Here is a 26,530-nt window from a genome sequence, read left to right as displayed (position 1 = left end):
CACATCATACGAACGGTTTTAAATTTAGTTATTGTTGGTTCAACTAGTTCAGGTATGAGAAAGGCAAGTGAAACTGCTACATAGAGTAGTTGAGCAAACCGGACCGAACATCTGATGGATATAGAACTGACTATAGAATGTTTCAATTAAAGGAATAAACATGGACATACTCATTATCGTCGGCGTGGTTGTGGTGCTGGCGTTTGTTTTCATTATGGCAGCACTATTGATGCTCAAAGCCTTTTATTTCAAGGTTGAGCAGGGAAAAGCACTAATTATCAACGGTGTGAGCAAAATAGCCGTACGTTTTGATGGTGGCTTTGTTTGGCCAGTTATTAATAAAAAAGAGCTGATGAGAATCTCGCTCATCACGTTAGAAGTGGATAGACGCGGTAAAGAAGGACTGATTTGCGCCGATAACATGCGTGCTGATATCACAGTTGCATTTTATCTACGTGTCAATGAAACCGAAGAAGACGTGCTAAAAGTCGCCAAGTCGGTTGGGGTTGAGAGAGCATCAGATAAAGTCGCTGTTAATGAGCTGTTTAATGCCAAGTTTTCAGAGGCGCTAAAAACAGTTGGTAAGCAAATAGATTTCGTTAAATTGTTTGAAAACCGCAGCGAGTTTCGTGACAGTATCGTTCAAGAAATCGGTAACGATCTAAACGGCTATGTCTTAGAAGATGTCGCAATCGATTATCTAGAGCAAACACCGAAAGTGTCATTGGACTCAAGTAATATTCTAGATGCTGAAGGTATCAAAAAGATTACTCAACTAACGGCTTTTCAAAACGTTATTACCAATGAGCTTGAGCGTGATGAAGAGCTAGCGGTTAAGAAAAAGAACGTTGAAACCAGAGAGGCGATGCTAGAGCTTGAGCGTCAACAAGCCGATGCTGAAGCCAAGCAAAAGCGTGAAATATCGTCAGTGATTGCCCGTGAAACGGCTGAAACTCGTAAGATTGAAGAAGAAGAGCGTAAGAAGTCAGAAACGGCCGTCATCATGGTTGAGCAGGACTTAGCGATTCAGCGAGAGAATCAGCAACGTGAAATTGAAGTAGCAGGTCAAAATCGTCTGCGTGCAGTTGTCATCGAAGAAGAGAAGGTTACGCGTGCCCGTGACTTAGAAGTCGTCTCTCGTGAGCGTGAAGTTGACTTGCAACGTATCGAGGCTGAACGTGCGATTGAACTTGAGAAAAAAGAAATCGCCAATGTCATCCGCGAGCGTATTGCGGTCGACAAAACAGTGGCGCAAGAAGAAGAACGTATCAAAGAAGTTCGCGAAGTTAGTGAAGCGCAGCGCTCTAAGCAAACACGCGTGCTAGCTGCTGAAGCGGATGCTGAAGAAGTCAAAGTACGTCAGGTGAAAAAAGCCGAAGCCGAAGAGCTATCAGCCAAGCATAAAGCCGTTGAAATCACTACGCTTGCTACGGCTAACCTTGAAGCCTCTGCCAAAGAGTCAGAAGCCAAAATCAGAATGGCTGAAGGTATTAAAGCCGAAGAGTCTGCACATGGCTTTGCTGAAGCTGCTATTCAAGAAGCCAAGTCGATCTCTATGGAAAAAGAAGGCATTGCTAGAGCCAATATTATTAAAGCGACTGGACAAGCTGAAGCGCAGTCAGAGCGTGAAAAAGGTATGGCAGATGCTGAGGTTATCGCGGCTCGCGGTGAATCTAAGGCGAAAGCTGAGCGTGACATTGGTATGGTCGATGCAGAGATTATTGCTGCTCGTGGTCAATCTACTGCCAAGGCTGAACGTGAAAAAGGCATGGCAGATGCTGAAATTATCGCAGCTCGCGGTGAGTCTAATGCCAAAGCAGAACGCGAAGTTGGACTGGCAAAAGCCGAAGTCACTCGTGCACATTTCCAAGCCGAAGCAGATGGTCTGGTCGAGAAATTCAATGCAATGGGTAGCATGAATAAAGAAGCGCGTGAGCACGAAGAGTTCCGCATGAGTCTTGAGACAGCCTTGCAAGAAGCACTGGCATCGATCGACGCAGGTAAAGAGATTGCCAAAGAAAATGCTGAAGTATTGGCAGTCGCGTTACAGAAAGCCAAAATCGATATTGTTGGCGGCGAAGCGCATTTCTTTGATAACTTTGCCAAGTCACTATCTATCGGCAAAGCCATCGATGGCCTAGCCGGTAAGTCAGATACGTTGAGCGGTATTATCAATGGCGTGATGGCCAGTCAAGCCATGAAAGCAACCAAGCAAAATGATGATAAAACCATTTAATATTAAGACATGTCTTTATAGATTGAAGACACGCGCCAAAATTAATGCATTTCTCCCTTGATAACTAGCCTGTCATTTAGGAGGCAGGCTGAATCTAACCAACTCGTTCTATACATCTTCATAGAGCGATAGCCAACTTATTATTAATAATGAGTTGGCTAATCTAAAAAATCAGCAGTGATGAATCGTTTTTTTAGATTAGCCAAGTGCTTCTTTACTTTCGATGATCTTTATCTCAAATAACTTCTTATTTTCCTTATTGCCAAAAAATTCTCTTATTATGTAAAAACAGAAACGGACGAGTAACGATGGCGGACACGCAAAACTCAACAAATTCAGACAGCAACGATAACGCTAATCAAGCCAACCAAACCGATCAGGCAGTTGCTTCAGGCAATGCTTATGAGCTCATCAAAAAACGTCTGACGGAACAAGGTAGCCGTTTAGAGCAGCAGACGCAGACGCTAAATAATGCGCGTCTCGAAGAGTTTGGCAGCACCCAAATGCAAGTCATCGCCCGTACCCGTATCCGTACCGAACATAACTGTGTGGCGCAGGATATGGTGCAGGTCGGCGATTATCTACTGTTTGGCTACAACGTTTTTATGGGGCTCAAACGCGCGAGTAATATTAAAGACGTATTGTCGCTATATCGTCTGAACGAGCCAGTTGGTAATGAAGAAGAGTATCAGCTCGAAGAGGTTGACCTAAAAGGGACGTTTTTGGCTCAAGATGCCTTTGTCCAAGACTTCAATGAGCTATATCGATACTACAAGCAAACGCGCCTGATTCAAATAACGGTGAAAGACAGCAAATTGCTGTTGGCATTTCAGATTGGTGAGCGCATCACTGATATTCGAGTGTTTCGCTTTGCGTTAGATTTTAGCCAAGGTACGCCAGAGTCTGCACAAGTTGCTTATGTGGACAATCGAGGCGAGCGTGACATTGAACTACCGCCTGCTTATGATTTTGACTGGATTGAGACCACACGCGATCAAATGGTGAATGGCAAATATCCGCATATGAATATCTTAGACACGATATTTGTAGAAACGGTCGGTGGTGATTTGACCATTAAGATTGAAGATAATACGCAGTCAGGGCAAGGTATTTATAGTGAACCGGTCAATGACCGTACCCAGTCGCTGACGGATGCTGAGATTGCGTATGCCAAAGTCGGCAGTCTAATACTGCTCAAAATATTGCCCTATCGTGAAGAGGACTACCGTTATTTTGTTTATAACACCTTGACCGAAGCGGTTCTGCGTTTGGATGCGATTGGACAGTCGTGTGTTCAGCTACCAGAAGACCACGGCATCATGTTTCCGGGTGGTTATTATCTACAGACGGGTGAGTATAAGCTGTTCGAGGCCAATAACATTGGCGCTACTGACTTGCGGTTTAAGCGTAAAATTGTATCGCCGAATGGGGAAGATGTTTTATTCTTATTTTACGACAGAGACTTGGGCGTCACGGGGCTGTTCCCTTATAATCTGATTAAAAAGCAATTGGCAAACCCTATCTATTGCAATGGTATGGCTTTGGCTGAGAATGGCCGTTTGGTGCTGTTTAGCGACCAAAGCGAGCCATCTCGTATTCACCCGATGCAAATATGGCACACGCCTTATGCCTCACACGAGTATGTGAGTGAGCTGCCAGAAAGCACGAGTTTCTATGGCAAGATTGGCAATAAAGAATTGGTGCGTGGTATCTCAGACCTGTATAGCATTACTCGCCTGATTGATAATCAAAGCGTGTCACAGAAGCTCTATGAAGAGCTTACCAATAATACCAGCCGACTCTTTGACAGCTATTATTGGTTGTCTGAGCCTGAGCTGAGCGAAGTCGCCAGTAGTATCAAAGAAGTGACAGCGACGGCTGAGCTGGTCATTGATGAATTCGCCAAAGTACAAAGTATCCAAAAGCAAACCCAAACCGCGTTAGCCGATGCCGATACGCAGCAAAGTGAGATTTTGCGGCAGATACGGGTTACTAGCTTTGAGTCGGCCAGTGATTATGTCGATCAGTTGTCAGCGTTAAGACGCCAAAAAGGCCGTTTGGTCAGCTTGGAGGATTTGCGTTATCTAGATGCCGATAAACTACAAGCATTGCAAAAGCAATTAGAGGAAGCAGAGAGCGAGCTGGCTGAAAAAACCGTGCTGTTTTTAAGTGGTGAAGAGGCGCTATCAAGCTATACAGGCATATTGATCGATGTCAGTGAGCGATTAAACACCGCAGAAACCAATGCTGAGCTAAAACCCGTTCTAGAAAAAATTGATGAGACAGCGCAAGGGTTAGATTTATTGACCGAGTTGCTAGGCACATTAGATGTGGCCGATGCCACGGTACGTACGCAAATTATCGATGACATATCGACCATTTATGCCAGCCTGAATCAAAGTAAAGCTAAGCTCAATCATAAACGCAAAAATCTAGGGTCAGCTGAGGCCGTGGCGCAATTTGGTGCACAGTTTAAGCTGTTCGGTCAGTCCATTGCCAACGCCTTATCCATTGCCAATACGCCTGAGAAATCAGACGAGCAAATGGCGAAATTATTGGTACAGCTAGAAGAGTTAGAGAGCCAATTCGCTGATCCAGAGACCAATAGTGGCGATCAGTTTTTAGCTGATATTATTAGTAAACGTGAAGAGATTTACGAAACCTTTGAAAACCATAAGCAGCAATTGCTCGATGCTCGCAATCGCAAAGCGCAAAACTTAGGTGATGGCGCGCTGCGAATGCTTGAGAGTATTAAAAAACGCACGCAAAGCACAGGCGTCACAGGCTTTACAGAGGAAGAAGCGTTAAATACGTATTTTGCCGCTGATGGTCTGGTGCAAAAAGTCCGCAACATCGCAAAAGAGCTGCAAGCGATGGGCTTTAGCGTCAAAGCTGATGACATCGATGCGCGTCTAAAAGCCATCCAAATCGAGAGCTATAAGAGTCTAAAAGACAAGTCGGACTTGTTTGAAGATGGTGGCCAAATCATCAAACTGGGTAAGCACCGTTTTTCGGTCAATACTCAGCCGCTTGATTTGACCTTATTAAGTCGTCAACAGTCAGACGGCAAGCGTGTGCTGAATTTGCATCTAACGGGTACAGATTATTATGAAGTGCTTAATAATGCTGAGCTAAACGCCTTGCGCCCGTATTGGGACATGAATATCGCCTCCGAGTCTGACAAGGTGTACCGCGCCGAGTACTTAGCCTATAGCATTATTGAAAGTGCTAAGAACAGCCAGGAGGGTTTGACTGAAGCGCGCCTATATCAAGCCTACGATGCAACTGTTATTACTCTAGACATTAATGGCGACATTGATAACGACAGTCCATTGTCCAAGTTGGTCAAAGCTTATGCCACACCTCGCTATCAGCTTGGTTATGACAAAGGCATTCATGACCATGATGCCACGCTATTATTGATGCAAATATTGCCAACGTTGCGTGAGGCAGGGCTACTGATTTATACCCCGCAAGTACGTGCGTTGGCGCAATTATTCTATTGGCAACTAAACATTGTACAAGCACTTGGTCTAGACAGCTTGCGTCAATTTGGTTATGACGCTTGGTTAAATGAATCAGTGCTGACACGCGCAAATAACTGGACGGATAGAGCTGCTACCGCTGAGCAACTGCGCCGTGCATTAGGCAGTGATACGGCCAAATCGCTATTGGTTGAAGACATGAGCCAAGTGATGCGTCATTTTGTTATGGCTCATAATGATGACAGTCTTAGCGCTGATAACGGTACTGGCATTAATAATGGCGCTGGCAAGCAGTCCACATCTAAATCAGGGTCAGAACTGGACTCAAATACCAGTGATGTTCATAACGCCAATATCTTCAAACCAAGCTACGTTCAGCTTGCTTGTGAATACTTGGTGAGCGTCATGGGGCAATCGGCTGAAACCAATATAGGCGCAAACAGCACAATAAACTGGCAAACTAGTCAACAAGCACAGCAGTTGTGTGAGCAGCTAAGCCAAACGTTGAATAGCGCTTCGGGCAGCACGCAAAATACGGCCAGTTTTGACCAACTACAATCTTCTATCGGTAAGCTTGGCTTCCAACCCAAATCAGCCTATGAGCTATTGGCAACATGGTTTCATGCACTACTTGATAAGACTTATGGTGGGACAGAGTCGGTTAACGTAGCGACTGATGGCACCAATGAAGCAGGTGAGGCACTCAGTGAAGCGCAGCTTTCTGAGAGTAAAGAAAAAGAAGCGCTACGCAAGCAACAGCTAGAGAGCGGCCGTCATTATGTGCCAGAAGCCATTGCCGTCTTGCTTACCCAATTAAATGATGCTCAGCGTGAAGCTTTGGTGCAACGATTGATTGATTCAGGTGCTACTTTTAATAAAGGGCTAAGTGCTAAAGGAGTAGGCAATCAAGGCGCAAGTACCACGCCATCGGCCTTGTCATTTTCTTCAATCACCTCGTCGCCAGTTTCATCGACTACATCATTGACCAGTATTAATAATCCGCTTAATCAAGTACAGAGCTTTGAGCGTAGCACGGGTAAGGTATCGCTTGAGAGTCAGGTTAATAATTTGCTGGGTGATCATATACGTATTCATCAGCAGACCTTAACCTTTGCCGTCGATGATTTCTTAAATCGTTTGCATCATCATGATACCCAAGTTATCCCTGCCTATAGACGTTATCTGGCCATGCGCTCAGAGATATTGCATGACTCAAAAGAGACGTTGCGACTGGACGAATTTATGCCGCGTCCACTGTCTTCGTTTGTGCGTAACCGTCTGATTAACGAGAGCTACCTGCCGCTCATCGGTGACAATCTTGCCAAACAGATGGGCACGGTCGGCGAGGATAAGCGTACCGATCTGATGGGTATCCTCATGATGATATCGCCACCAGGGTATGGTAAAACCACCTTAATGGAGTACGTGGCAAATCGTCTTGGCCTTATCTTTATGAAGATTAACTGTCCGTCACTCGGTCACGACGTAACGTCTTTAGATCCCGAAAAAGCACCCAATGCCACTGCGCGAGAAGAGCTGAATAAAATCAACTTGGCCTTTGAGATGGGTAACAACGTCATGCTGTATCTCGATGATATTCAGCATACCCATGCAGAATTTTTGCAGAAGTTTATCTCGTTGGGTGATGGTACACGCCGTATCGATGGCGTTTGGCAAGGTAAGACCAAGACCTATGACATGCGTGGCAAAAAGTTCTGCGTGGTCATGGCAGGTAATCCGTATACCGAAAGCGGTGAGGCCTTCAAAGTCCCTGATATGCTCGCCAACCGTGCCGACATCTATAACTTAGGCGATATCATGAGCGGCATGGAAGAGGTGTTTGCACTCAGTTATATTGAAAACTCGCTCACTTCTAACACCGTTCTCGCGCCACTGGCCAACCGAGACCTAGCGGATGTCCATCGTCTCATTAAAATAGCGAAAGCGGACAATGCAAATCTAGCACAAGCACAAAGCAGCGATTTGACGTATCCGTATAGCACCTCAGAAGTTAACGAAATTATCGCTATCTTGCGCCATATGTTTAGGGTGCAAGAAGTCATTCTGGACGTCAACCAAGCCTATATTGCCTCCGCCTCGCAAGATGATAAGTATCGTGTTGAGCCGATATTTAAGCTGCAAGGTAGTTATCGTAATATGAACAAGATGACCGAAAAACTGTCGGCGGTCATGAATGAAAGCGAGCTGAACCAGCTGATAGATGATCATTATCTAGGCGAGTCGCAGCTGTTGACCCAAGGCGCAGAGAGTAACTTGCTCAAGCTTGGTGAGATGCGTGGTGTCTTGACCGAAGAAGAAATGCAGCGTTGGGCGCAAATCAAAGCCGACTTCTTGCGTAATAAAGCCATAGGCGGTGAAGATGGCGATACGGGCGCGCGTATCGTCGCCCAGTTGGTCGACTTGGCCAGTGGTTTCAATGCCATCAGTAGCCAGTTTGAGACATACTTAACGAAAAACGACCCAGAGCAAATCGCTCGCTTACGAGAAGCAGGTCAACAAGCGCAACTCGATGCCCAGCTAAACGCCCAATTAGAAGCACAAAAAATACTTGCCGATAGCGTCATTAACAATGCCAAAGTCGTCAGCGATAGTATCGATAATGGCTTTGAGAAAAGTGTGAGTCAATTGCTACAAATATATAAGCACGATCATAAGTCAGAAGGCGAGTATCTCAAGCAAAACCAATATGCACAAAAACAGCTCATGGTGCAGCTGGTCAATGCCGTTGAACAACTGGCGCAAAAAATGGCGGATAGCTTGGTTAGCAATAATGATAATCAAACAGCCGATAGCGATATCCCTGATATTCATCAGCAAACGGCACTGATGGCAACTGCCCTCAAGCAAGCGTTAGAGCCACTGACAATGCGGATAGATGAGAAGCTAGCGATTGATACCAGCACCGATCAATCAGGTAAGTTAATCGTCAATAGTCTCAATCGCCTAAATAAAATATTTGACGATTATGATTAATCACTACTGATTAATAGCTGAGGATTAACAACTAATGATTGATTATTAACGCTTATGAGCAATGCTGATGATTAGCATTTATGAATAGCACTATAAATAGGGCTTATGATTAAGAGACAGTGGTAATATAGTCGGCAACAGCTACTTTGGATACAATGACAGCGAGTAAAAGTGCTACAAACAGTAGGCGAAGCAAGACTGACCCCGTATCTGATGGTAGTGAATCGACTATATCAAACCAATGAGAAAATTATGGCGCACAAAAAAAAGAACGTCCGCAAAAAACTTTGCCCTGTCTGCGAGCGCGAGTTTAGCTGGACTAAGAAGCTGGATAAAAACTGGGAGAGCATGGTCTATTGCTCAGACCAATGCCGACGGGTGAAAAAGTATGAAGGGCTAGATCATCAAAAAGAAGATAAGTAGGCAGTAAACATTAACCATAGATATTAGATATACGGCACAAGGGGGCAGATGATGGCACATAAAAAGGTAAACTTACCGCAAAAAACCTGCCCCGTCTGCCAGCGCCCATTTACATGGCGTAAGAAGTGGGAAAAAGACTGGGAGCAGGTGATTTATTGTTCGGAGCGGTGTCGGCGTGGGAAAGCAAAAGATGAATAGACCAAAATATAAAGCTTCAGCCGATCATAGATTGGCTGAAGCTTTGTTAAGTTGATGGCTCATTATTAGTAATGTTCTTTCATAAGTAATTCTTCCATTCGACACCGTCGTCTAATTTACAGAAGATGAGATATAGGTCATTTACATATAAGTGCTTTTGCATAAAAAGACTAAAGTCATTCTCACTAGAGAATAACTCTAACGTTTTTATTGGCTATCATTAGCTATTACACTGTTGGGCTAGGGTCTTGAGAATTTAAACATCTCTTCATTGTCTATGACATCGTCTTGGTTGTCATCCACTTCAATAGTAAGGGCAGTATTACCTGTTACTCGAGCGTAACGCGTGCGTGGTTCTGATAATCCAGTCCCCGCATTGCCATCATAAATTATAGTAGTAGTTAATTGACCAGTAACAGCATCAACAGTGTAGTTACCCCATTCCATACCATTTTCGGAATTATCGACTGACCTATCCTCGTCAACTTGCACGTAGATATAAGTGCCGTTTTCTAAAAATGCTAAGCCCAGTAGCTCGTTGTCATCAGCATCATCGAAATCCCAAGGTCCTAAAATACTTTCAGACTTAGTTTCTGAGAAACGATAGCTTTCGTTACTATCAATGATGCCATTTCCGTTTTCATCTACTTTCAGGATAAATTTACCGTTAGATACCTGAGCATAACGCATGACAGAATCTGATAATCCAGAGGTACCGTTTTTATCAAAGATAGGCGTAGCGGTTAGTTTGCCTTCTGTACTACTGACGCTATAACTGCCTAATTCCATACCATTTCCAGCTTCACTGGTTGATTGGCTACTATCGACTTGGGTCTGTATATAAGTCCCATCATCCATGAATATAATGGTTGATAACTCTCCACTAGCGGTATCGTCGCTACTCCACATGCCGACGATTTCAGTATCGATATTCGGCTGATCAGGTTGTGTAACATCTGGCTGATCAGGTTGCGACGTCGGTGATTCATCAGAATCAGAGTCACTACCACATCCCTGTAAAATCAATGCTGTTGTCATGGCTAATAATGCTAGTTTAAATGATTTCATTTTTATCTCTCCTTGATTTAAAAATATAAAATCTCACTCAGCTGAAAGTCAGTGCCTTGCATCTCCTTATTATGTTAATTAAAGAATATATAAATCAGTATTTACTAATATAACAAACATTTTTCAGTTAATCCAATCCAAAAAGTATTTTCTAAATGAGTAAAATAGAGAGGTTGGTTATGAAATAAAAAGAGTGTAAAAGCGAGAAGAAGCTGTAAAAAGTAAATTTATTAGCGAAAAGGTCAAAGTATTAAAGGTTCGAAGAGCTTTTTCGAGATACTGTCGCTGGAAGATAGTGAGCAATAAAAGTATTTATTTAAAAAATTGGCAGATATATAATTAAACGCCGTCTCCTTTATTGACTGCATTTCTACTGAATGAAAAAGATAAAGGAGACGGTATATTTAAACGTCATAGCTACATATATTTTTTGAAATCGATTTAAACGTAAGAAAGTTAGTTACTACAAATTGGGTTTCAACCATTTTTTAGCAGTTTTTATATTCTAATTTTCACACTCAGTATAAATTTCTAATTGATCACGACTGAATTTACCGCTGGTTAATCACCATCTCTCTTAGCAAAAATATTCGCAACCAACGCACCGCTAAAGTTATGCCACACACTAAATATTGCACTCGGTAAGGCCGCGACAGGATTAAAATAAGTCGCCGCAAGGGCAGCGCCCAGACCAGAGTTTTGCATGCCCACTTCCACCATAATGGCGCGGCGTTGTTTCTCCGTAAAGCCAGATAAGCGCGCGATTACATAGCCCAAGGTATAACCCGTCATATTATGTAAGGCAACCACGATAAAGACGATAGCACCGCTGTCTAGAATAGTCGCTTTAGATACTGCTACCACTGCCGCTATAATAATAGAAATACCCAATACCGACACCATCGGTAATACCTCGGTGACAAACTCGATCTTTTTACCCAAAAACTTATGGAAGATAACACCTAGTAATATGGGCAAGATAACGATTTTGGTAATGGTTATCATCATACTGGCCAAATCAATATCGATCAGCTGACCAGCAAACACATTTAATAGAATAGGGGTCAAAAAAGGCGCAAGCAGGGTAGAGATAGAGGTAATCGCCACACTCAATGCCACATCACCTTTGGCTAAGAACGTAATCACGTTACTAGAAGTACCGCCAGGGCAACAGCCAACCAAAATAACACCGACTGCTATTAAAGGATCGAGGTTGAAAATGACCGTTAATAGGTAAGCGATCAAAGGCATGAGCGTGAACTGTGCCACTAGTCCTACCAGTACAGGTTTGGGTCGTTTGACAATCTCTAGGAAATCTTCGGTTTTGAGCGTCATGCCCATGCCAAACATAATAATGCCAAGGATGGGAACGATTAAAAAAGCCAATGAGGCAAAAAATTCAGGAAAAATAAATCCCAAAACAGCACTGACCAATGCCCAAATTGCAAAAGTTTTGCCAATCCAACTAGAAAGTAATGCAATCTGATTCATAGCTGTCTCAAAATAATAAAGTAGACAATAATCTAGCATGGTTCTTGTCAGTAAATGATAAAAGTATTTTACTATGAACGTAGCGATAAGTTTGCTGATGGTGGGCAAAATAGAATGTCATAAAAAATGGCTTACCCATATTAAATGAGTAAGCCAAAAAATAACTATCAAGTTTCTATAATTGCATTAGCTAATCGACTACAAGTTCGGATTTAACCACTTCTCAGCAGTTTTCATATCCCAATCTTTACGCTCCGCATAACTCTCTAGCTGGTCACGGCTGATTTTTCCGACATTGAAGTACTCGCTATCAGGATGCGAGTAATAGAATCCGCTGACTGATGACGCAGGCCACATCGCATAGCTTTCGGTCAAAGTCGTACCGATTGCCTCTACCGTACCGAGCCAATCAAACAATTTGCCTTTTTCGGTGTGCTCAGGGCAGGCAGGGTAGCCAGGTGCAGGGCGGATACCGACGTATTTTTCTTTAATCATCTCATCATTGGTAAGTGATTCGGTTGGTTGGTAGCCCCAGTACTCTTTACGTATTAGCTCATGTAAATGTTCGGCAAATGCTTCGGCTAAGCGGTCAGACAGCGCCTGTACCATAATGGCATTATAGTCATCGCCTGCTGCTTTGTATTGCTCAGCCAGTGCTTCTGTACCGACGATAGAAACAGTAAAGCCGCCCAAGTGATCAGTGTGGGTGTCTGATGGTGAGATAAAGTCTGCCAAGCTAAAGTTAGGCTTGCCGCTTGCCTTGTCGCTTTGCTGACGTAAGTGCTCAAACTGGTAGGTCGGTTTACCACCATTTTGTGGGTCATTGTCATATACAGTGACGGTATCTGCGCCAGTACGGCGCGCTGGCATCAGTTTAAACACACCTTTCGCTACGATTGATTTTTCATCAATCATCTTTTGTAGTAGCTCTTCTGCATTTTCAAACAAATCGCGAGCCGCTTCACCAACCACATCATCTTGCAATATTTTCGGGTATTTACCCGTCAGACCCCAAGAGATAAAGAACGGTGTCCAGTCAATATAAGGCAGCAAATTGCTGATCGGATAGTCATCCAATATCACTTGTCCTAGCTTATTTGGCACTGGTGGCACATAGTTTTTCCAATCATACTGAAAGCCAATCTTGACTGATTCGGCATAGGTGACTTTGGCAGCTTTTGGTTGACGCTTAGCCAGACGCTCACGCACTTTGACATATTCTTCACGTGTCTCATCAATGAGCGCTTGACGGTGCTCTTTTGATAGCAATTTGGTCACCACGCCGACTGAGCGCGAAGCGTCCGATACATAGATGACGCCATCATTTTGATATTGCGGCTCGACCTTGACGGCAGTATGCGCTTTCGACGTCGTTGCACCACCGATCATCAGTGGTAGTGTCATGCCGCGCTCTTGCATTTGCTTGGCGACATAGACCATCTCATCGAGACTTGGGGTAATCAGACCAGACAGACCGATGATATCGACTTTTTCTGCGATGGCAGTATCGAGGATTTTTTCACAAGGTACCATCACGCCCAAATCGACGATATCATAGCCGTTACAGCCAAGCACCACGCCGACGATGTTTTTGCCGATATCATGCACGTCGCCTTTGACGGTTGCCATTAGGATTTTACCTTTGACTTCGCCTTCGACTTTTTCCGCTTCGATATATGGGTTTAGCCATGCGACGGACTGCTTCATCACGCGAGCAGATTTCACGACTTGCGGGAGGAACATTTTACCAGCACCGAATAGATCACCGACGATATTCATACCGTCCATGAGTGGCCCTTCGATGACTTCTAGCGGTTTAGGGTACTTCTCCCATGCTTCTTTGGTATCCGCTTCGATAAAGGTCGTCACGCCTTTGACTAGTGCGTGGGCGATGCGTTCTTCTACCGTGCCTTCGCGCCAGCTCATATCGACAGTACTGTCTTTTTTCTTGCCGCCATCTTGGTAGTTTTCAGCGACGGTCATTAGACGTTCAGTGGCATCTTGACCAGTTTCACCTTGATTGCGGTTGAGCATGACGTCTTCGATAGCGTCACGGGCTTCCTTTGGAATATCATCGTACAGCTCAAGCATGGCTGGGTTGACGATACCCATGGTCAGACCGTTTTTGATCGCGTGGTATAAGAATACGGAGTTGATCGCTTCACGGATTGGGTTACCACGGAAACTAAACGACACGTTGGACACCCCACCTGAGACCATGGTATTTGGTAGATTTTCCGTAATCCAACGTGTGGCATTAATAAAGTCAGCGCCGTAGTTATTATGCTCGGTGATACCCGTGGCAACCGCGAAAATATTTGGATCAAAAATAATATCTTCTGATGGGAAGCCCACTTCGTTGACCAGTACGTCATAGCTGCGTTTAGATATTTCAATCTTACGTTCGTAAGTGTCAGCCTGTCCGTCTTCATCAAATGCCATGACGATAATCGCGGCACCATAACGCATGCATAATTTGGCACGTTCAACGAACTCAGCGTGACCTTCTTTTAATGAAATGGAGTTGACGACAGATTTGCCCTGCGTACGCTTTAGGCCTTCTTCGATAATGTCCCATTTGGACGAGTCAATCATTAGTGGTACACGGCTGATATCTGGTTCCCCTGAGACCAAATTGACGAAGTGAATCATCGCCTGCTTGGAGTCGAGCATGCCTTCGTCCATATTGATATCAACGATTTGCGCGCCACCTTCGACCTGATCGCGAGCGACATCGAGCGCTTCGGTATAGGCTTCGGTTTTAATCAAACGTAGGAATTTTTTAGAGCCTGTAACGTTGGTACGTTCACCGACATTGACAAACAGACTATCAGAGTTGATGGTGAATGGCTCTAGACCTGATAGCCGGCAGGCAGGCGCTATCTCAGGAATGACACGCGGCGGATAATTCGCCACTACTTTAGCGATTTGACGGATATGCTCAGGCGTCGTACCACAGCAGCCGCCGACAATATTTAAGATGCCTGCTTTGGCAAAACCTTCAAGTAAGGCAGCCGTTTCTTCAGCAGTTTCGTCATACTCACCAAACTCATTGGGCAGACCAGCGTTTGGATGCGCAGAGACAAAGGTATCAGCGATATTCGATAGCGTTTGGATGTGTGGACGTAGCGCATCAGCACCAAGCGCACAGTTAAATCCAACGGATAGAGGCTTTGCATGGCGGATAGAGTTATAAAACGCCTCAGCTGTTTGACCAGATAGCGTGCGACCTGACGCATCGGTAATCGTACCCGAAATCATGATTGGCAACTCAAAGCCAATATCGTCAAATACACCAGTGATCGCAAATATCGCCGCTTTGGCATTTAGCGTATCAAAAATCGTTTCAATCAAAATAATATCGACGCCGCCTTCTATCAGGCACAAAGTCGCTTCACGGTAGTTGAGTACCAACTCATCAAAGGTAATATTACGAAATGCAGGATCATTGACATCAGGCGATAGTGAGCACGTGCGTGAAGTCGGGCCAACAACACCCGCAACGAAGCGCGGCTTCTCAGGCGTTTTTGCGGTAAATTCATCCGCCGCTGCTCTAGCAATCTTGGCTGCTGTCCTATTTAGTTCTGGCACTAGGTACTGCATGTCATAGTCAGCCATCGACAGACGCGTACCGTTAAAGGTATTGGTCTCGATGATATCAGCACCCGCTAGCAGATGATCGTGATGAATGTCTTTAATCATGTGCGGCTGAGTCAGTACCAGTAGATCGTTGTTGCCGCGTACATCTTGGTCGATATCAGCAAAACGCTCACCACGATAATCTGCTTCTTCTAACTTATAGGTCTGAATCTGCGTACCCATCGCACCGTCTAACATCAAAATGCGTGATGCCATCTGCTCAGTAATACGGGCACGAGCGGTTAGTTGCTGCTCTTTAAACGGAAATACAGCAGGTGGTGTTAATATAAAGTCATTAGCGGACGAGGAGGTAGAGGCGGTATCGGTATGAGAATCGGTTGGTGAGGTCGTCGTTGGAATCATAGGTGTGCTGCTTATATCGTAATTATTAAAAAAAGAAGGAATAACAAACCAGTAGCGTGCAGAGTCTCACGAAGAGGACCGCAAATTTGCATTATTTTAGCATGAAAAGTTTGCTACATAGGGATACTGCATATTCCTCTTTGGCAATAGATAAATAAGAGGAGAGCTAAGTAACAAAGTAAGGTATTAGAGTCTATTTCATAAAGCAGATACGCACAAATGAATATCATTTCGCTAAGGGCTTACATAAAGCTTTTCTTTTGCAAATGAAAGCCAACGGGAATGCTCAGAAGTCAGACAGAATTTACACCCATACCACAAAAAATTGCGCAAAGGCAGGTTGATAAAGATTGCTTACATGTTAATTTAATTTCAGAAATACAAGGTCTTAGTAAGTCCTACTTATAAATATAGGCTCATTTATTAGCAATAATTGGTACCAAGAGTATCGGTATTAGCAGTACAGTATGGTGAGCAAATGGCATTAGCAGGCAGGATGATCTGTAAGGCAGTAATATCATAGTTGAAACAATACCAACGTTAAAAAAATTCAAATCATTAAGGAAAATGTTATGAAACTTACTAAAATTGCCACCATCGGTACATTGGCGATCTCAATCGCAGGTCTAAGTGCTTGTAATAATATGATGCCAGCAAAGACGGGCGATATGAAAGCACCAATGCACAGTCAGAGTATGGCTAAGATGAATGTTGTACAAATTGCGCAAAGCAATCCTGATTTCTCAGTATTGGTAGAAGCGGTACAAGCAGCGGGCCTGGTCGATATGTTGTCTGATCCTAACGCTCACTATACGGTATTTGCCCCAACCAATGCTGCCTTTATGCAAGCATTACAAGAAACCGGTATGACTAAAGCACAGTTATTTGCCAATAAACCACTATTGACTAAAGTATTGGGTTATCACGTAGTCGCTGGTGATATGGCTATGTATGCCAAAGACGTGAAGCCTGGCAACGTAATGACCGCTAGCAAAGATACGCTAATGGTGACTAAAGAAGGCAAACTGATGGATGAAAATGGTCGTACAACGAATATCGTGAAGACTGATATCGCTGCCAACAATGGCGTCGTTCATGTAATCGATAGAGTATTGTTGCCTAAATAAGTATTAACTGAGGCATACCCACTGTATTTATTATAAGACTAAGCAGCCATTGTTTGTGATGATTTCACTATCAGACAATGGCTGTTTTAGACTTTAGGGTTTTATCTATATAAGTTTCTGTTCAGATTAAAATTTTAAAACAGACATCTAAAAGTAGTTAATTACCACCACTTTTTCTTAAACGTCGCAATAACTGATATACAAGCAAACAATGCTATATACGTGATTGATACAGTGTTGCTACCTAAGTAAATACCATTTGAAAATTAAACAGTTAGACTGAGAACTATCAATATAACGGACTAAATAGTATGACTAAGTAATTGGTAAATTTATCAATTATTGGTCGCCATTATATTTATCGAAAATTATTAATTTAAATAAACCCCTTAATCAATTATTTATCCAAAAAGGAATTACCTATGTTAAAGAAGAACTTGTTATCTATCGCAGTTGTAACCGCAGCCATGTCACTAGCAGCGTGTAACGATACTGAAACTGTTGCAGAGCCAACTGAACCAGAAGCCACTGAAGAAATGGCAGTTGAGCCAGTTGCTGAGACAGAAGCTGTTGAAGCAGAACCAATGGCCGAAATGGATATGGAAGCGACTCAAACTATTGCTGAAATCGCAGCAGAAAACGAAAACTTAACCATCTTAACCGCTGCGCTACAGGCTGCTGGTCTTGATACTATGCTAATGGAAGAAACTAAGCATACTGTATTTGCCCCAACTGATGATGCGTTTGCTCCAGTGTTAGAAAAACTAGGCGTAACTAAAGAAGAGTTATTGGCCAATACAGACTTGCTAAAAACGGTCCTTCCTTATCATGTACTAGCAATGGAAGTTAAAGCGGCTGATATCCCATACGGTACTGAGATCGAAACAGCGAACGGTAAAACCATCACTATTAGTGAAGACAATGTGATTACTGATGCTACTGGTAATACAGCAAATATCACTGGTACAGATATCATGGCAACCAATGGTGTGGTTCACACTATCGATGCAGTATTAATGCCTGAATAAGCGATTTCTTAGTTTGTAGGTTTTGAATCTACAAGTTATCTAAAGAAAGCCTAGCCATCGCGCTAGGCTTTTTTATGTCTATGAATTAAGAACGCGAAAATTAAGAATAGGGAAGTTAAGGAACAGAAGTTGAAGCGATGAGATAAGATAAGATAAGATAAGATAAGATAAGATAAGATAAGCTATGGGTTAACTATACGGGTACAGCTACCTAATAAAAATAAGGTCACAAAACACTAAGGTAAGATTTATAAGAGAGGATGAAAAAAATAAATTGACTGTCATATATTATTTCAAAGACAGGTTAACTTTGAGAGGTAAAAGAGGGGTTTTGTGATACTAAACCAGGCTTTATAAATAGGAATCTTGATGTTTTTTCGGTAAGCTATTCTGTAGTGGTGTAGAAAACTATCCAAACAAAAAAGCCCGAGAACATGGTCTCGGGCTTTTTGTTTATTCAATAAGATTAAATAGCAATCTTATTAAATTGACTTACACATTGTCTTTACGTAATGGATCAGCGTTCATGCTTTTTTGCTGTGCTAGATGACGCTCTTCCCAATACGGTGCGTTTTTGATGCCGAATTTAGCAGGGTCAAAACTATAGCGAGTGACGCCAGCTTTACGCTGAGCTTCATAGTCTTTAAGCATAGTAAGTGTTGGACGAGCCACGATGAAGATGACAAGAATACCAACAATGTTAAGCCAAGCCATAAGACCAACACCGATATCACCGATTGCCCAGATATAACCAGCTGAGTTTAGACCACCATAAGCAACCATCGCCATGATAAGAATTTTCACTAGGAATAGACCAGTTCTGTTCGCACTACGACCAAGGAAACGTGTTAAGTAAGCGACGTTTACTTCAGCGATGTAGTAGTAAGCCAGAATTGTTGTAAAGGCAAAGAAGAATACAGCGATTGCGATAAAGGCATTACCAAACGTACCGTATACAGATTCCATTGCCATTTGCGTGAACGCAGGAGCATTGATTTCAGTAGTAGCAGCAACGTTCTGTACGATGAACTGACCATCTGGTAGCGTACCTTGAATGTTGTACATACCAGTAGACAAGATCATGAATGCAGTAGCAGAACATACTAGCAATGTATCAACATATACTGAGAATGCCTGAACTAGACCCTGCTGTGATGGATGCTCAACTTCAGCAGCAGCAGCAGCGTGAGGACCTGTACCCTGACCAGCTTCGTTAGAGTAGATACCACGTTTCACACCCCAACCGATCGCAGCACCAAAACCTGCTTGTGCAGTGAATGCATCACCAACGATCATACCAAATACATCTGGAATCAAGCTGAAGTTGCTGAACATGATGATTAGCGCTAGGGCAATATAACCTAATGCCATGAAAGGTACTGCAAACTCAGTGAAGGTTGCAATACGCTTAATACCACCAAAGATGATGATACCTAGCACGACTAAGATGATAGCCAAGCCGACCAAACGCATAGAGCCAACTTCTAGGCCTGCAACGTTCATGATCGTACCTTCGCCCATTACCTGTGCAAATGCACTGATAACGCCGTTCGCCTGTACACCAGGTAAGAACATACCACATGATAAAATAGAAGCGATTGCGAAGAGGATACCGTACCACTTTTGACCAAGGGCACGTTCAAAGTAATAAGCTGGGCCACCGCGATATTCGCCAGTCACCACATCTTTTTCTTTGTAAATCTGAGCAAGAGTAGATTCGACATAGGCTGTAGATGCGCCTAGAAAGGCTACGATCCACATCCAGAAAACGGCACCTGGGCCACCGAAGCCGATAGCAGCAGCTACCCCAGCGATGTTACCCATACCCACACGACCGGCGAGTGAGACGGCAAGTGCCTGAAATGATGAGATACCCTGTGCACTAGATTTACCAGTGAATAGGAGTTTGATCATCTCACCGAATAGACGTACTTGTACAAAGCGCGTCATAATGGAATAGAACAGACCGGCACCCAAGCAGAGATAAATCAGCGCTGGGCTCCAGATAATTCCATTTACTAAGTTAACTAAACCTTCCATATTTATGTTCCTAGTACTGTCTCAAGGTGGCACTGTTTGCTAGGAGTAAACTAACTGGTTAACTTACTTATTTAAGTTAAGCAGTTAAAGTCTCTGCATCGACTTATTTATTGTCTAAGTCTCATGTGCTTGGCCACCAAGAATGGACTGTAGTTGTCTGTATTTACCCGCGTATCTCATCAGTAATACGGACTATTTGCATAGCGCTTATCACTGACAATACTAATATCAGCTGCGTTTACTATTATTCTACAACCTCAACTACAGCGGTCTTCTATCATCATGTTAGATATTAGATGATTCATAAGTTGACCGGCGGATAAAACAGGCGGTTATATAATTAAATATCCATCACCATGATGGCATTCAACTTACTATGAGCTGTCTTAAATAAATACATGACTGGTATGGCGAATCGACAGTATTTAGCGATAATTTGACAGTTAATTGATCTTTTTATTAAGAAATTAACAACTCGCTAATACTAATCAAACTATAAGTCCACTACCAAATGTATTCAAACCGTACGGCTACGTAACTGCAATTTGCCATATTTTTGTACTAATTACTAGAAATTTCTTTATAGACGGTAGATATATTCGTATTTTATTTGGCTGATACATTAGCAAAATTTAGATAATATATAAATAATTGTTTGTACTTTCATAACATTTAGTCTGATTGCGCCAGACTGCTAGATTTTTGCTCTATATCTATCATGATAAAAACGCGTTATCGTTGACACTATGCGGTTGTGTTTTGGTAACGGTCAATTGTAAAAAGCCGTATATAACGCCATCATTAGGACAACTTCTTTTGATATCATGCTGATAGAGTGATGCGCAGATATACAATATATAGAGTGCATGACTGCCGTATGAATACCAAGAAAACTTAAAAATATTAAAAACGTGGTACTGGATATTTGTTATTTATCATTATTAGGAGAATCAACAATGACGCGTAAATCTATTATGAAGCCGATGTTGCTAGCCGCTTTATTGACAACTTCCACAGTCGGTCTCAGCGGCTGTGGCTACAACAACCTGCAAGCACAAGATGAGCAGGTCACTGCTTCATGGTCAGAAGTGGTCAACCAGTATCAGCGCCGTTCTGATTTGGTGCCAAACTTAGTCAAAGTCGTACAGCAATATGCCGAGCAAGAGCAAGAGGTCTTCACCCAAGTGGCAGAAGCTCGCTCCCGTGCGGGCGGTATCACGGTAACGCCAGAAGTGCTTAATGATCCAGAAGCGATGGAGCGTTATGCAGCAGCGCAAGAGCAGATGACAGGGGCATTGTCACGTTTGATGGCGGTGTCTGAGCGTTACCCAGATTTAAAATCAGATGCATTGTTTCAGGATTTGCAGGCACAGTTAGAAGGTACTGAGAACCGTATTGCTGTTGCTCGTAACCGTTATATCCAAGAAGTGCAGGGATACAATACAACGGTACGTCAGTTCCCAACCAACATCACTGCAAAAGTATTTGGGATGGATACTAAGCCCAACTTTAGTGTGGCCAATGAAGAGGCGATTTCAACCGCACCAAGTGTTGATTTTGGCGACTCTACAGAAAAGTCTGCTGAATAAAATTTAGAATTAACGTGATGACAGAGCGGCATAGGCAGCTCTGTTCATTTAGCTAATGGTTTGACAATGATTAGTTAGAGTCTATCAATTGGTAAAGATGTTATCTGAGGTGGTATAGATTAGATGAATAATTCAAAAGCAATCTTATCAGCATTACTGTTTACGTTAGGTGTCGTCAGCGTGCCTGCATTGCACGCTGCACCCAATGATACAGCGGTGGCGACAGATAGCACCTCGAATCTGCAAAACCGTAGTGTCGAAGAGTTGGTGGCTGTCGCTAAAGCAGGCGAGTCTAACGAAGCAATCAATGATGCTGTATTAAACAACGATGCTATTAATGGGGCAGTGCTCGGCAACGACGCTATCAATCAAAACGCAGATAACCAAAGCACAGCAAATGGTACAGCCAATGCCCAAACAACCGCTCAGCCACCTGTACGCTCCAGTGCCGAGGGTGTTGACGCTGACAAGTTGATACTTAATGAACCAGTCGTTGATCAGGCCAATATCCTAAATCCCCAAGAGAGGCTACGTCTAGAAGCGCAGCTTAGAAGTATCTATCAGCAGGGATTAGCACAAGCAGCAGTGGTTATCGTACCGACTACCAATGGCGTACCAATATTTGATTATGCCTTGCAAGTTGCTGAGAAGTGGGAATTGGGTGATGAAGCTATCGATGATGGTCTGCTAATTGTCGTCGCTGTTAATGACCGTGATATGTATATCCTAACGGGTTATGGACTAGAAGGCGTCTTACCAGATGCAGCGGTTAACCGTGTCATTCGAGAAGATATCACACCGTTATTTAAGCAAAATAACTATGGTGCAGGGATAATCGCTGGCGTTGAAGCGCTTAAAACGCGCCTAACTGCTGATCCTGAAGTCTTAGCCCGTGCTGATGCACAAGCCGCAGAACGCACTGCTCAGCAAAGCTCAGACGAGCTGCCGTCACCTATTTTCTTATTTATCATGGCGATGATTTTTGGTAGCTTTATTACTAATATATTGGGCCGAGTATTTGGTTCTATCATTACCGCTGGCGGGTTTTTTGCAGGTTCGATGGCTTTAGGCGGCGGTTTCTTCATGACGCTGATTATGGCAATCTTCATCTGGATGTTTTTGATCTCACGCGGCGGCGGCGGTGGAAAAGGCGGCGGCGGTAAAGGTGGGCGCAGAGGCGGCATGATTTTCTTACCCGGTATGGGCGGCGGTAGTGGAGGCGGCTTTGGTGGTGGTGGTTTCGGAGGAGGCGGCTTTGGCGGCGGCGGCGGTGGTTTCGGCGGCGGCGGCGCAGGTGGCTCGTGGTAAGTATTCCGCATACGTAAAAAAAATAAACTCTACATAACCATCGAAAACGACGTACTTGAGGAAATAATATAATGGTAGAAGACAACGCTTCAAACCCCAGTTTTGCCCGCTGGTGGCGTCAAGTTTTGTTCGTCCCTTTATTACATAGTAAGTGGCTAACAACAGAATCTAAGGCACGCTTAACAGATGCTGTGACAAGAGCTGAGCGTGGACATCGTGGTGAGGTGTTCTTAATCGTAGAAAATCATTTGCCTATCCAAGAAGCCTATCGCATGAACTGCCGTGAGCGTGCGATTGATTTGTTTAGCGAATATCGCGTCTGGGATACCGAAGAAAATACGGGCGTCTTGATCTATGTCAATGTATGCGAGCGTAAACTAGAGATTGTCGCAGACCGAGGTATCAGCGCTCACGTTAGTCCAACGGTATGGAATGCAATGTGCGAAAAGGCAGTATCTGGTATTGCTACTCAAAAGACAGAAGAGAGCTTGGCTGAACTGCTAGATGAAGTAGGGCAGGTATTACGTCAGTATTATCATTTAGAGCATGATCCAGAAGGCAATGAGCTGTCCGATACAGTGGTGTTTTTAAAGTAGTTTGCACCTTATACGGTTGTATTAAGAAGGCTACTTTTATAAGCAGCTTATCTATACGGTCAAAGGGTTTTGTTTTAGGCGATACGCTTTTAGTGTTAAAATGACTATTCTGGGACAGATACCGCCTCATATATGTATGGTTTGATTATCCTACTGTGCAACATTCACTAGGGCTCGTCTCGATAACACCATTATTGGAATACTATGATTGAATTAATAAAGAAACTACCGAAAGCTGAACTTCATTTACATATTGAAGGTTCGCTAGAGCCTGAGCTGATGTTTAGATTGGCCAAAAAGAACAATGTAGAGATACCTTATGACAGCGTAGAAGACGTGCGCGCCGCCTATAACTTTAACAATCTGCAAAGTTTTTTAGATATTTACTATGCGGGTGCAAATGTCCTGCTCACCAAAGATGATTTCTATGATTTGACATGGGAATATATTCTTAGATGTGTCGAAGACAATGTGATCCACACAGAGATATTCTTTGACCCGCAGACGCATACCGAACGCGGCGTGCCTTTTGAAGCGGTCATTACAGGTATCAAAGAAGCGCTTGCAGATGCCAAAGCAAAATACGGTATCACGTCATGCATCATCATGTGTTTCTTGCGTCATTTATCACAAGAAGAAGCGTTTGAAACATTAGAGCAAGCACTAGAGTATAAGGACGATATTATTGGTGTTGGCCTCGATTCATCAGAGTTGGGTAACCCACCATCGAAATTCAAAGAAGTCTTCCAAAAAGCCAAAGAAGAAGGCTTTAAGTTGGTTGCTCATGCAGGCGAGGAAGCAGACTTCTCGTACATCTACGAAGCGTTAGACTTGTTGAATATCAATAGAATCGATCATGGTGTGCAGTCTATAAAAAGCCCAGAGTTGATGCAAAGACTTAAAGATGAGCAGATGCCACTGACGGTTTGCCCGAACTCAAATATCGAGCTAAAAGTCTTTGAGACTTATAAAGAGCACAATATCAAAGAGCTTTTAGATTACGGTCTAAATATCAGCGTTAACTCAGACGACCCTTCGTATTTCAAAGGGTATGTGAATCAAAACTTTATCAATCTATATGAAAATCTACCGATTACGGAAGACGATGTTATTGCCTTAGTAAAAAACTCTTTTAAATCGGCATTTATCAGTGATGAGTTAAAAGAAGCTTACTTAGCGAGAGTTGATCTTGCATTGAAATAACTTTAACGAGCTTATTTTTAGTAGCGAAGGCTTAACGGTTTATATAAATCGTTAAGCCTTTTTTATTGTCTGTCATTCAGTAATATCTATAAGTAGTAGCAATTATAAAGCTGTAATCTCTGCTATAAGCAGTGGCAAAACGATTCCAGCCTTTTCTGCTAATGTAATATCGACAATAGTATTTGGCGTTGGGTCAGGGTTTATCTCAATAATTTTCGCGCCATTTTGTTTGGCTAGCTGTGATAGTCCAGCAGCAGGGTAAACCAGGCTTGAGGTACCGATACTGATAAATACCTCGCAATTAGCTGCAGCATCTTCGGCAGTTTGCCAAGCCTGTACAGGTAGAGCTTCGCCAAACCAAACAATATCTGGTCTGATGTAACCGTCGCAATGCGGACAGTTAAGCAGTGTTTCATCAAAGTTCATTGTGCATTGATTATCGTATGATGCTCTCGATTGATCTTGATAGGGTGTCTCACACTGACCACAGCGATTGCGCCAAAGATGACCATGCAGGTGAGTCACTGCGCTACCAGCTTGCTCGTGCAAATCATCGACATTTTGGGTGATGAGTGTCACCTGCTGATCGGAGGTTTGCGCATGATACTGCCACTGAGCCAACGCATGATGGGCAGGATTTGGTGCTTTATCTGCGACCATTTGCCGACGCCACTGATACCATGACCACACCAGCTTTGGATCATGAGTAAACGCCTCAGGGGTGGCCAAGTCTTCGACACCGTAGTTCTCCCACAGTCCTGTTTGCTTATCCCGAAACGTTGGGATGCCGCTTTCTGCTGAAATGCCAGCCCCAGTCAAAATGCAAATACGCTGTTTCGATGACAGCAGTTGTGCGGCAAGTTTTACTTCTGCTATTAACGCTGGTGATAATTCTGCTAACATGAGCCAACCCTTGCTAATAATGGATATTTTTACTTATGATAGACGGAATTTGGTGGCTTGTCATATTGTTCGCTGTCATCGCAGTTTTATGGTTCGTGGCAAAATCGCGAGGTGCAAAAGCAGGCGAAAAGCATAATGGCGTAAAGTCAAAAAATGCAACACCGAATGATGCGCTGCAAAAAACATCAGCGATATTAAAAAAGTATTTTGCTGATTATCGAGTCACGCGTAAGGCAAATCATTTACTCGTTAGCAAACAAGATAAAAAAATTGCGATGATTACGATTGATAAAAAGATTGCTGAGGGTCAGCGCCGTTTGGGTGATGTGCCAGTGATTAACTATCACCGTATACCTAGCCGTGCTCAATTGACTGCCAATTTACAAGATGCAGAGTAATTTTGTTATATAGTCAATCCTCTATAAATTAGCTACGGTGTCAGTCTCGCTCAGTCTACTACTTGTAGTACTTTCACTCGGCTTCCTTGTATCCAGATTACACTGAGTCGACTATAGGTGAGAGCATTGGAAGTATACAAGCATAGAAAAATCGCAAACATTTTGAAATGTAGGTTTAATAAGTATAGGAAGTTTAAGATAGTACTAAGGGAAAGGTAGAGCGAGATTGTAAACAGTATAGTTGGTGCGCTCGGCGGGAATCGAACCCACGACCCTCGGCTTCGGAGGCTAGAACCACCATATTTCATTAAGTTATATTAATGTATAACAACCTACCATACTATACAAATAAAGGGGTGTAAAGGATTTATCGGTGTGACGTTTAGCGTCTTTTAAAGGAGTTTATAGCAACATGAATATCAATTTTGGTCACTAGTTAAG

Annotated in this window: 16 protein-coding genes; 11 read left to right on the top strand and 5 right to left on the bottom strand. The window is 43.2% G+C overall.

The genetic code is table 11. From position 1 onward, the window contains the following. Positions 1-160: 160 nt before the first annotated feature. The 4 genes from QL898_RS10900 (at position 161) to QL898_RS10885 (ending at position 9,336) form a co-directional block, all read left to right on the top strand. On the top strand, positions 161-2,236 hold the full coding sequence (locus QL898_RS10900; RefSeq protein WP_290176811.1) for a hypothetical protein: 2,076 nt from the start codon (positions 161-163) through the stop codon (positions 2,234-2,236). Between the two features lie 308 nt (positions 2,237-2,544). Continuing rightward, positions 2,545-8,715, top strand: coding sequence for a DNA repair ATPase (locus tag QL898_RS10895; protein WP_290176810.1), 6,171 nt, complete (start codon positions 2,545-2,547; stop codon positions 8,713-8,715). 171 nt (positions 8,716-8,886) lie between these two features. Next, positions 8,887-9,138 (top strand): DUF2256 domain-containing protein, encoded by a 252-nt coding sequence (locus tag QL898_RS10890; RefSeq protein WP_290176809.1) that lies wholly within the window; start codon positions 8,887-8,889, stop codon positions 9,136-9,138. 51 nt (positions 9,139-9,189) lie between these two features. Further along, positions 9,190-9,336 (top strand): DUF2256 domain-containing protein, encoded by a 147-nt coding sequence (locus QL898_RS10885; protein ID WP_197177670.1) that lies wholly within the window; start codon positions 9,190-9,192, stop codon positions 9,334-9,336. A 240-nt stretch (positions 9,337-9,576) separates the two neighbouring features. On the opposite strand, the gene QL898_RS10880 is transcribed toward QL898_RS10885, so the two are convergent. The 3 genes from QL898_RS10880 to metH all read right to left on the bottom strand — a co-directional run bounded on the left by QL898_RS10880 (position 9,577) and on the right by metH (position 15,897). Then, positions 9,577-10,404, bottom strand: a complete 828-nt coding sequence (locus QL898_RS10880; RefSeq protein WP_290176807.1) for a hypothetical protein — start codon at positions 10,402-10,404, stop codon at positions 9,577-9,579. A gap of 561 nt (positions 10,405-10,965) precedes the next feature. Continuing rightward, entirely contained in the window at positions 10,966-11,895 is a 930-nt protein-coding gene (locus QL898_RS10875) for a bile acid:sodium symporter family protein (protein ID WP_290176806.1), read from the bottom strand. A 198-nt stretch (positions 11,896-12,093) separates the two neighbouring features. Further along, on the bottom strand, positions 12,094-15,897 hold the full coding sequence (gene metH, locus QL898_RS10870; RefSeq protein WP_290176805.1) for a methionine synthase: 3,804 nt from the start codon (positions 15,895-15,897) through the stop codon (positions 12,094-12,096). 572 nt (positions 15,898-16,469) lie between these two features. Between metH and QL898_RS10865 the strand changes: the two genes are divergently transcribed. Together QL898_RS10865 and QL898_RS10860 are read left to right on the top strand one after the other, a co-directional pair. Next, entirely contained in the window at positions 16,470-17,024 is a 555-nt protein-coding gene (locus QL898_RS10865) for a fasciclin domain-containing protein (protein WP_057758533.1), read from the top strand. Positions 17,025-17,446: 422 nt separating this feature from the next. Further along, positions 17,447-18,052: a fasciclin domain-containing protein gene (locus QL898_RS10860; RefSeq protein WP_057758535.1), complete on the top strand. Its 606-nt coding sequence runs from the start codon at positions 17,447-17,449 to the stop codon at positions 18,050-18,052. Between the two features lie 492 nt (positions 18,053-18,544). Here the strand turns inward: QL898_RS10860 and QL898_RS10855 are convergent, their stop codons facing one another. After that, on the bottom strand, positions 18,545-20,092 hold the full coding sequence (locus QL898_RS10855; RefSeq protein ID WP_290176804.1) for an alanine/glycine:cation symporter family protein: 1,548 nt from the start codon (positions 20,090-20,092) through the stop codon (positions 18,545-18,547). Between the two features lie 956 nt (positions 20,093-21,048). On the opposite strand from QL898_RS10855, the gene QL898_RS10850 reads away from it, so the two are divergent. The 4 genes from QL898_RS10850 (at position 21,049) to QL898_RS10835 (ending at position 24,788) form a co-directional block, all read left to right on the top strand. After that, positions 21,049-21,681 (top strand): LemA family protein, encoded by a 633-nt coding sequence (locus QL898_RS10850; protein ID WP_057758539.1) that lies wholly within the window; start codon positions 21,049-21,051, stop codon positions 21,679-21,681. Positions 21,682-21,804: 123 nt separating this feature from the next. Beyond that, positions 21,805-22,989, top strand: a complete 1,185-nt coding sequence (locus QL898_RS10845) for a TPM domain-containing protein (protein WP_290176803.1) — start codon at positions 21,805-21,807, stop codon at positions 22,987-22,989. Between the two features lie 71 nt (positions 22,990-23,060). Beyond that, positions 23,061-23,585: a TPM domain-containing protein gene (locus QL898_RS10840; protein ID WP_101204947.1), complete on the top strand. Its 525-nt coding sequence runs from the start codon at positions 23,061-23,063 to the stop codon at positions 23,583-23,585. 204 nt (positions 23,586-23,789) lie between these two features. Continuing rightward, positions 23,790-24,788 (top strand): adenosine deaminase, encoded by a 999-nt coding sequence (locus tag QL898_RS10835; protein ID WP_290176801.1) that lies wholly within the window; start codon positions 23,790-23,792, stop codon positions 24,786-24,788. A 102-nt stretch (positions 24,789-24,890) separates the two neighbouring features. Here QL898_RS10835 and QL898_RS10830 read toward each other — a convergent pair whose 3' ends face one another. Continuing rightward, positions 24,891-25,691 (bottom strand): NAD-dependent deacylase, encoded by an 801-nt coding sequence (locus QL898_RS10830; protein WP_290176800.1) that lies wholly within the window; start codon positions 25,689-25,691, stop codon positions 24,891-24,893. A gap of 35 nt (positions 25,692-25,726) precedes the next feature. Here QL898_RS10830 and QL898_RS10825 point away from each other — a divergent pair, with 35 nt between their 5' ends. After that, positions 25,727-26,089, top strand: a complete 363-nt coding sequence (locus QL898_RS10825) for a hypothetical protein (protein ID WP_290176799.1) — start codon at positions 25,727-25,729, stop codon at positions 26,087-26,089. Positions 26,090-26,530: the final 441 nt, after the last annotated feature.

This window comes from Psychrobacter sp. APC 3279, assembly GCF_030407795.1.
GTDB lineage: Bacteria > Pseudomonadota > Gammaproteobacteria > Pseudomonadales > Moraxellaceae > Psychrobacter.
The sequence above is the reverse complement of the archived record's forward strand: the minus strand, read 5'-3'. Positions and strand labels throughout refer to the sequence as shown.

Coding starts and splice junctions, on each gene's coding strand:
- QL898_RS10865 (WP_057758533.1), top strand. CDS start 16,470: ATGAAACTTACTAAAATTGCCACCATCGGTACATTGGCGATCTCAATC.
- QL898_RS10845 (WP_290176803.1), top strand. CDS start 21,805: ATGAATAATTCAAAAGCAATCTTATCAGCATTACTGTTTACGTTAGGT.
- metH (WP_290176805.1), bottom strand. CDS start 15,897: ATGATTCCAACGACGACCTCACCAACCGATTCTCATACCGATACCGCC.
- QL898_RS10880 (WP_290176807.1), bottom strand. CDS start 10,404: ATGAAATCATTTAAACTAGCATTATTAGCCATGACAACAGCATTGATT.
- QL898_RS10835 (WP_290176801.1), top strand. CDS start 23,790: ATGATTGAATTAATAAAGAAACTACCGAAAGCTGAACTTCATTTACAT.
- QL898_RS10855 (WP_290176804.1), bottom strand. CDS start 20,092: ATGGAAGGTTTAGTTAACTTAGTAAATGGAATTATCTGGAGCCCAGCG.
- QL898_RS10900 (WP_290176811.1), top strand. CDS start 161: ATGGACATACTCATTATCGTCGGCGTGGTTGTGGTGCTGGCGTTTGTT.
- QL898_RS10885 (WP_197177670.1), top strand. CDS start 9,190: ATGGCACATAAAAAGGTAAACTTACCGCAAAAAACCTGCCCCGTCTGC.
- QL898_RS10860 (WP_057758535.1), top strand. CDS start 17,447: ATGTTAAAGAAGAACTTGTTATCTATCGCAGTTGTAACCGCAGCCATG.
- QL898_RS10840 (WP_101204947.1), top strand. CDS start 23,061: ATGGTAGAAGACAACGCTTCAAACCCCAGTTTTGCCCGCTGGTGGCGT.
- QL898_RS10825 (WP_290176799.1), top strand. CDS start 25,727: ATGATAGACGGAATTTGGTGGCTTGTCATATTGTTCGCTGTCATCGCA.
- QL898_RS10830 (WP_290176800.1), bottom strand. CDS start 25,691: ATGTTAGCAGAATTATCACCAGCGTTAATAGCAGAAGTAAAACTTGCC.
- QL898_RS10850 (WP_057758539.1), top strand. CDS start 21,049: ATGACGCGTAAATCTATTATGAAGCCGATGTTGCTAGCCGCTTTATTG.
- QL898_RS10875 (WP_290176806.1), bottom strand. CDS start 11,895: ATGAATCAGATTGCATTACTTTCTAGTTGGATTGGCAAAACTTTTGCA.
- QL898_RS10895 (WP_290176810.1), top strand. CDS start 2,545: ATGGCGGACACGCAAAACTCAACAAATTCAGACAGCAACGATAACGCT.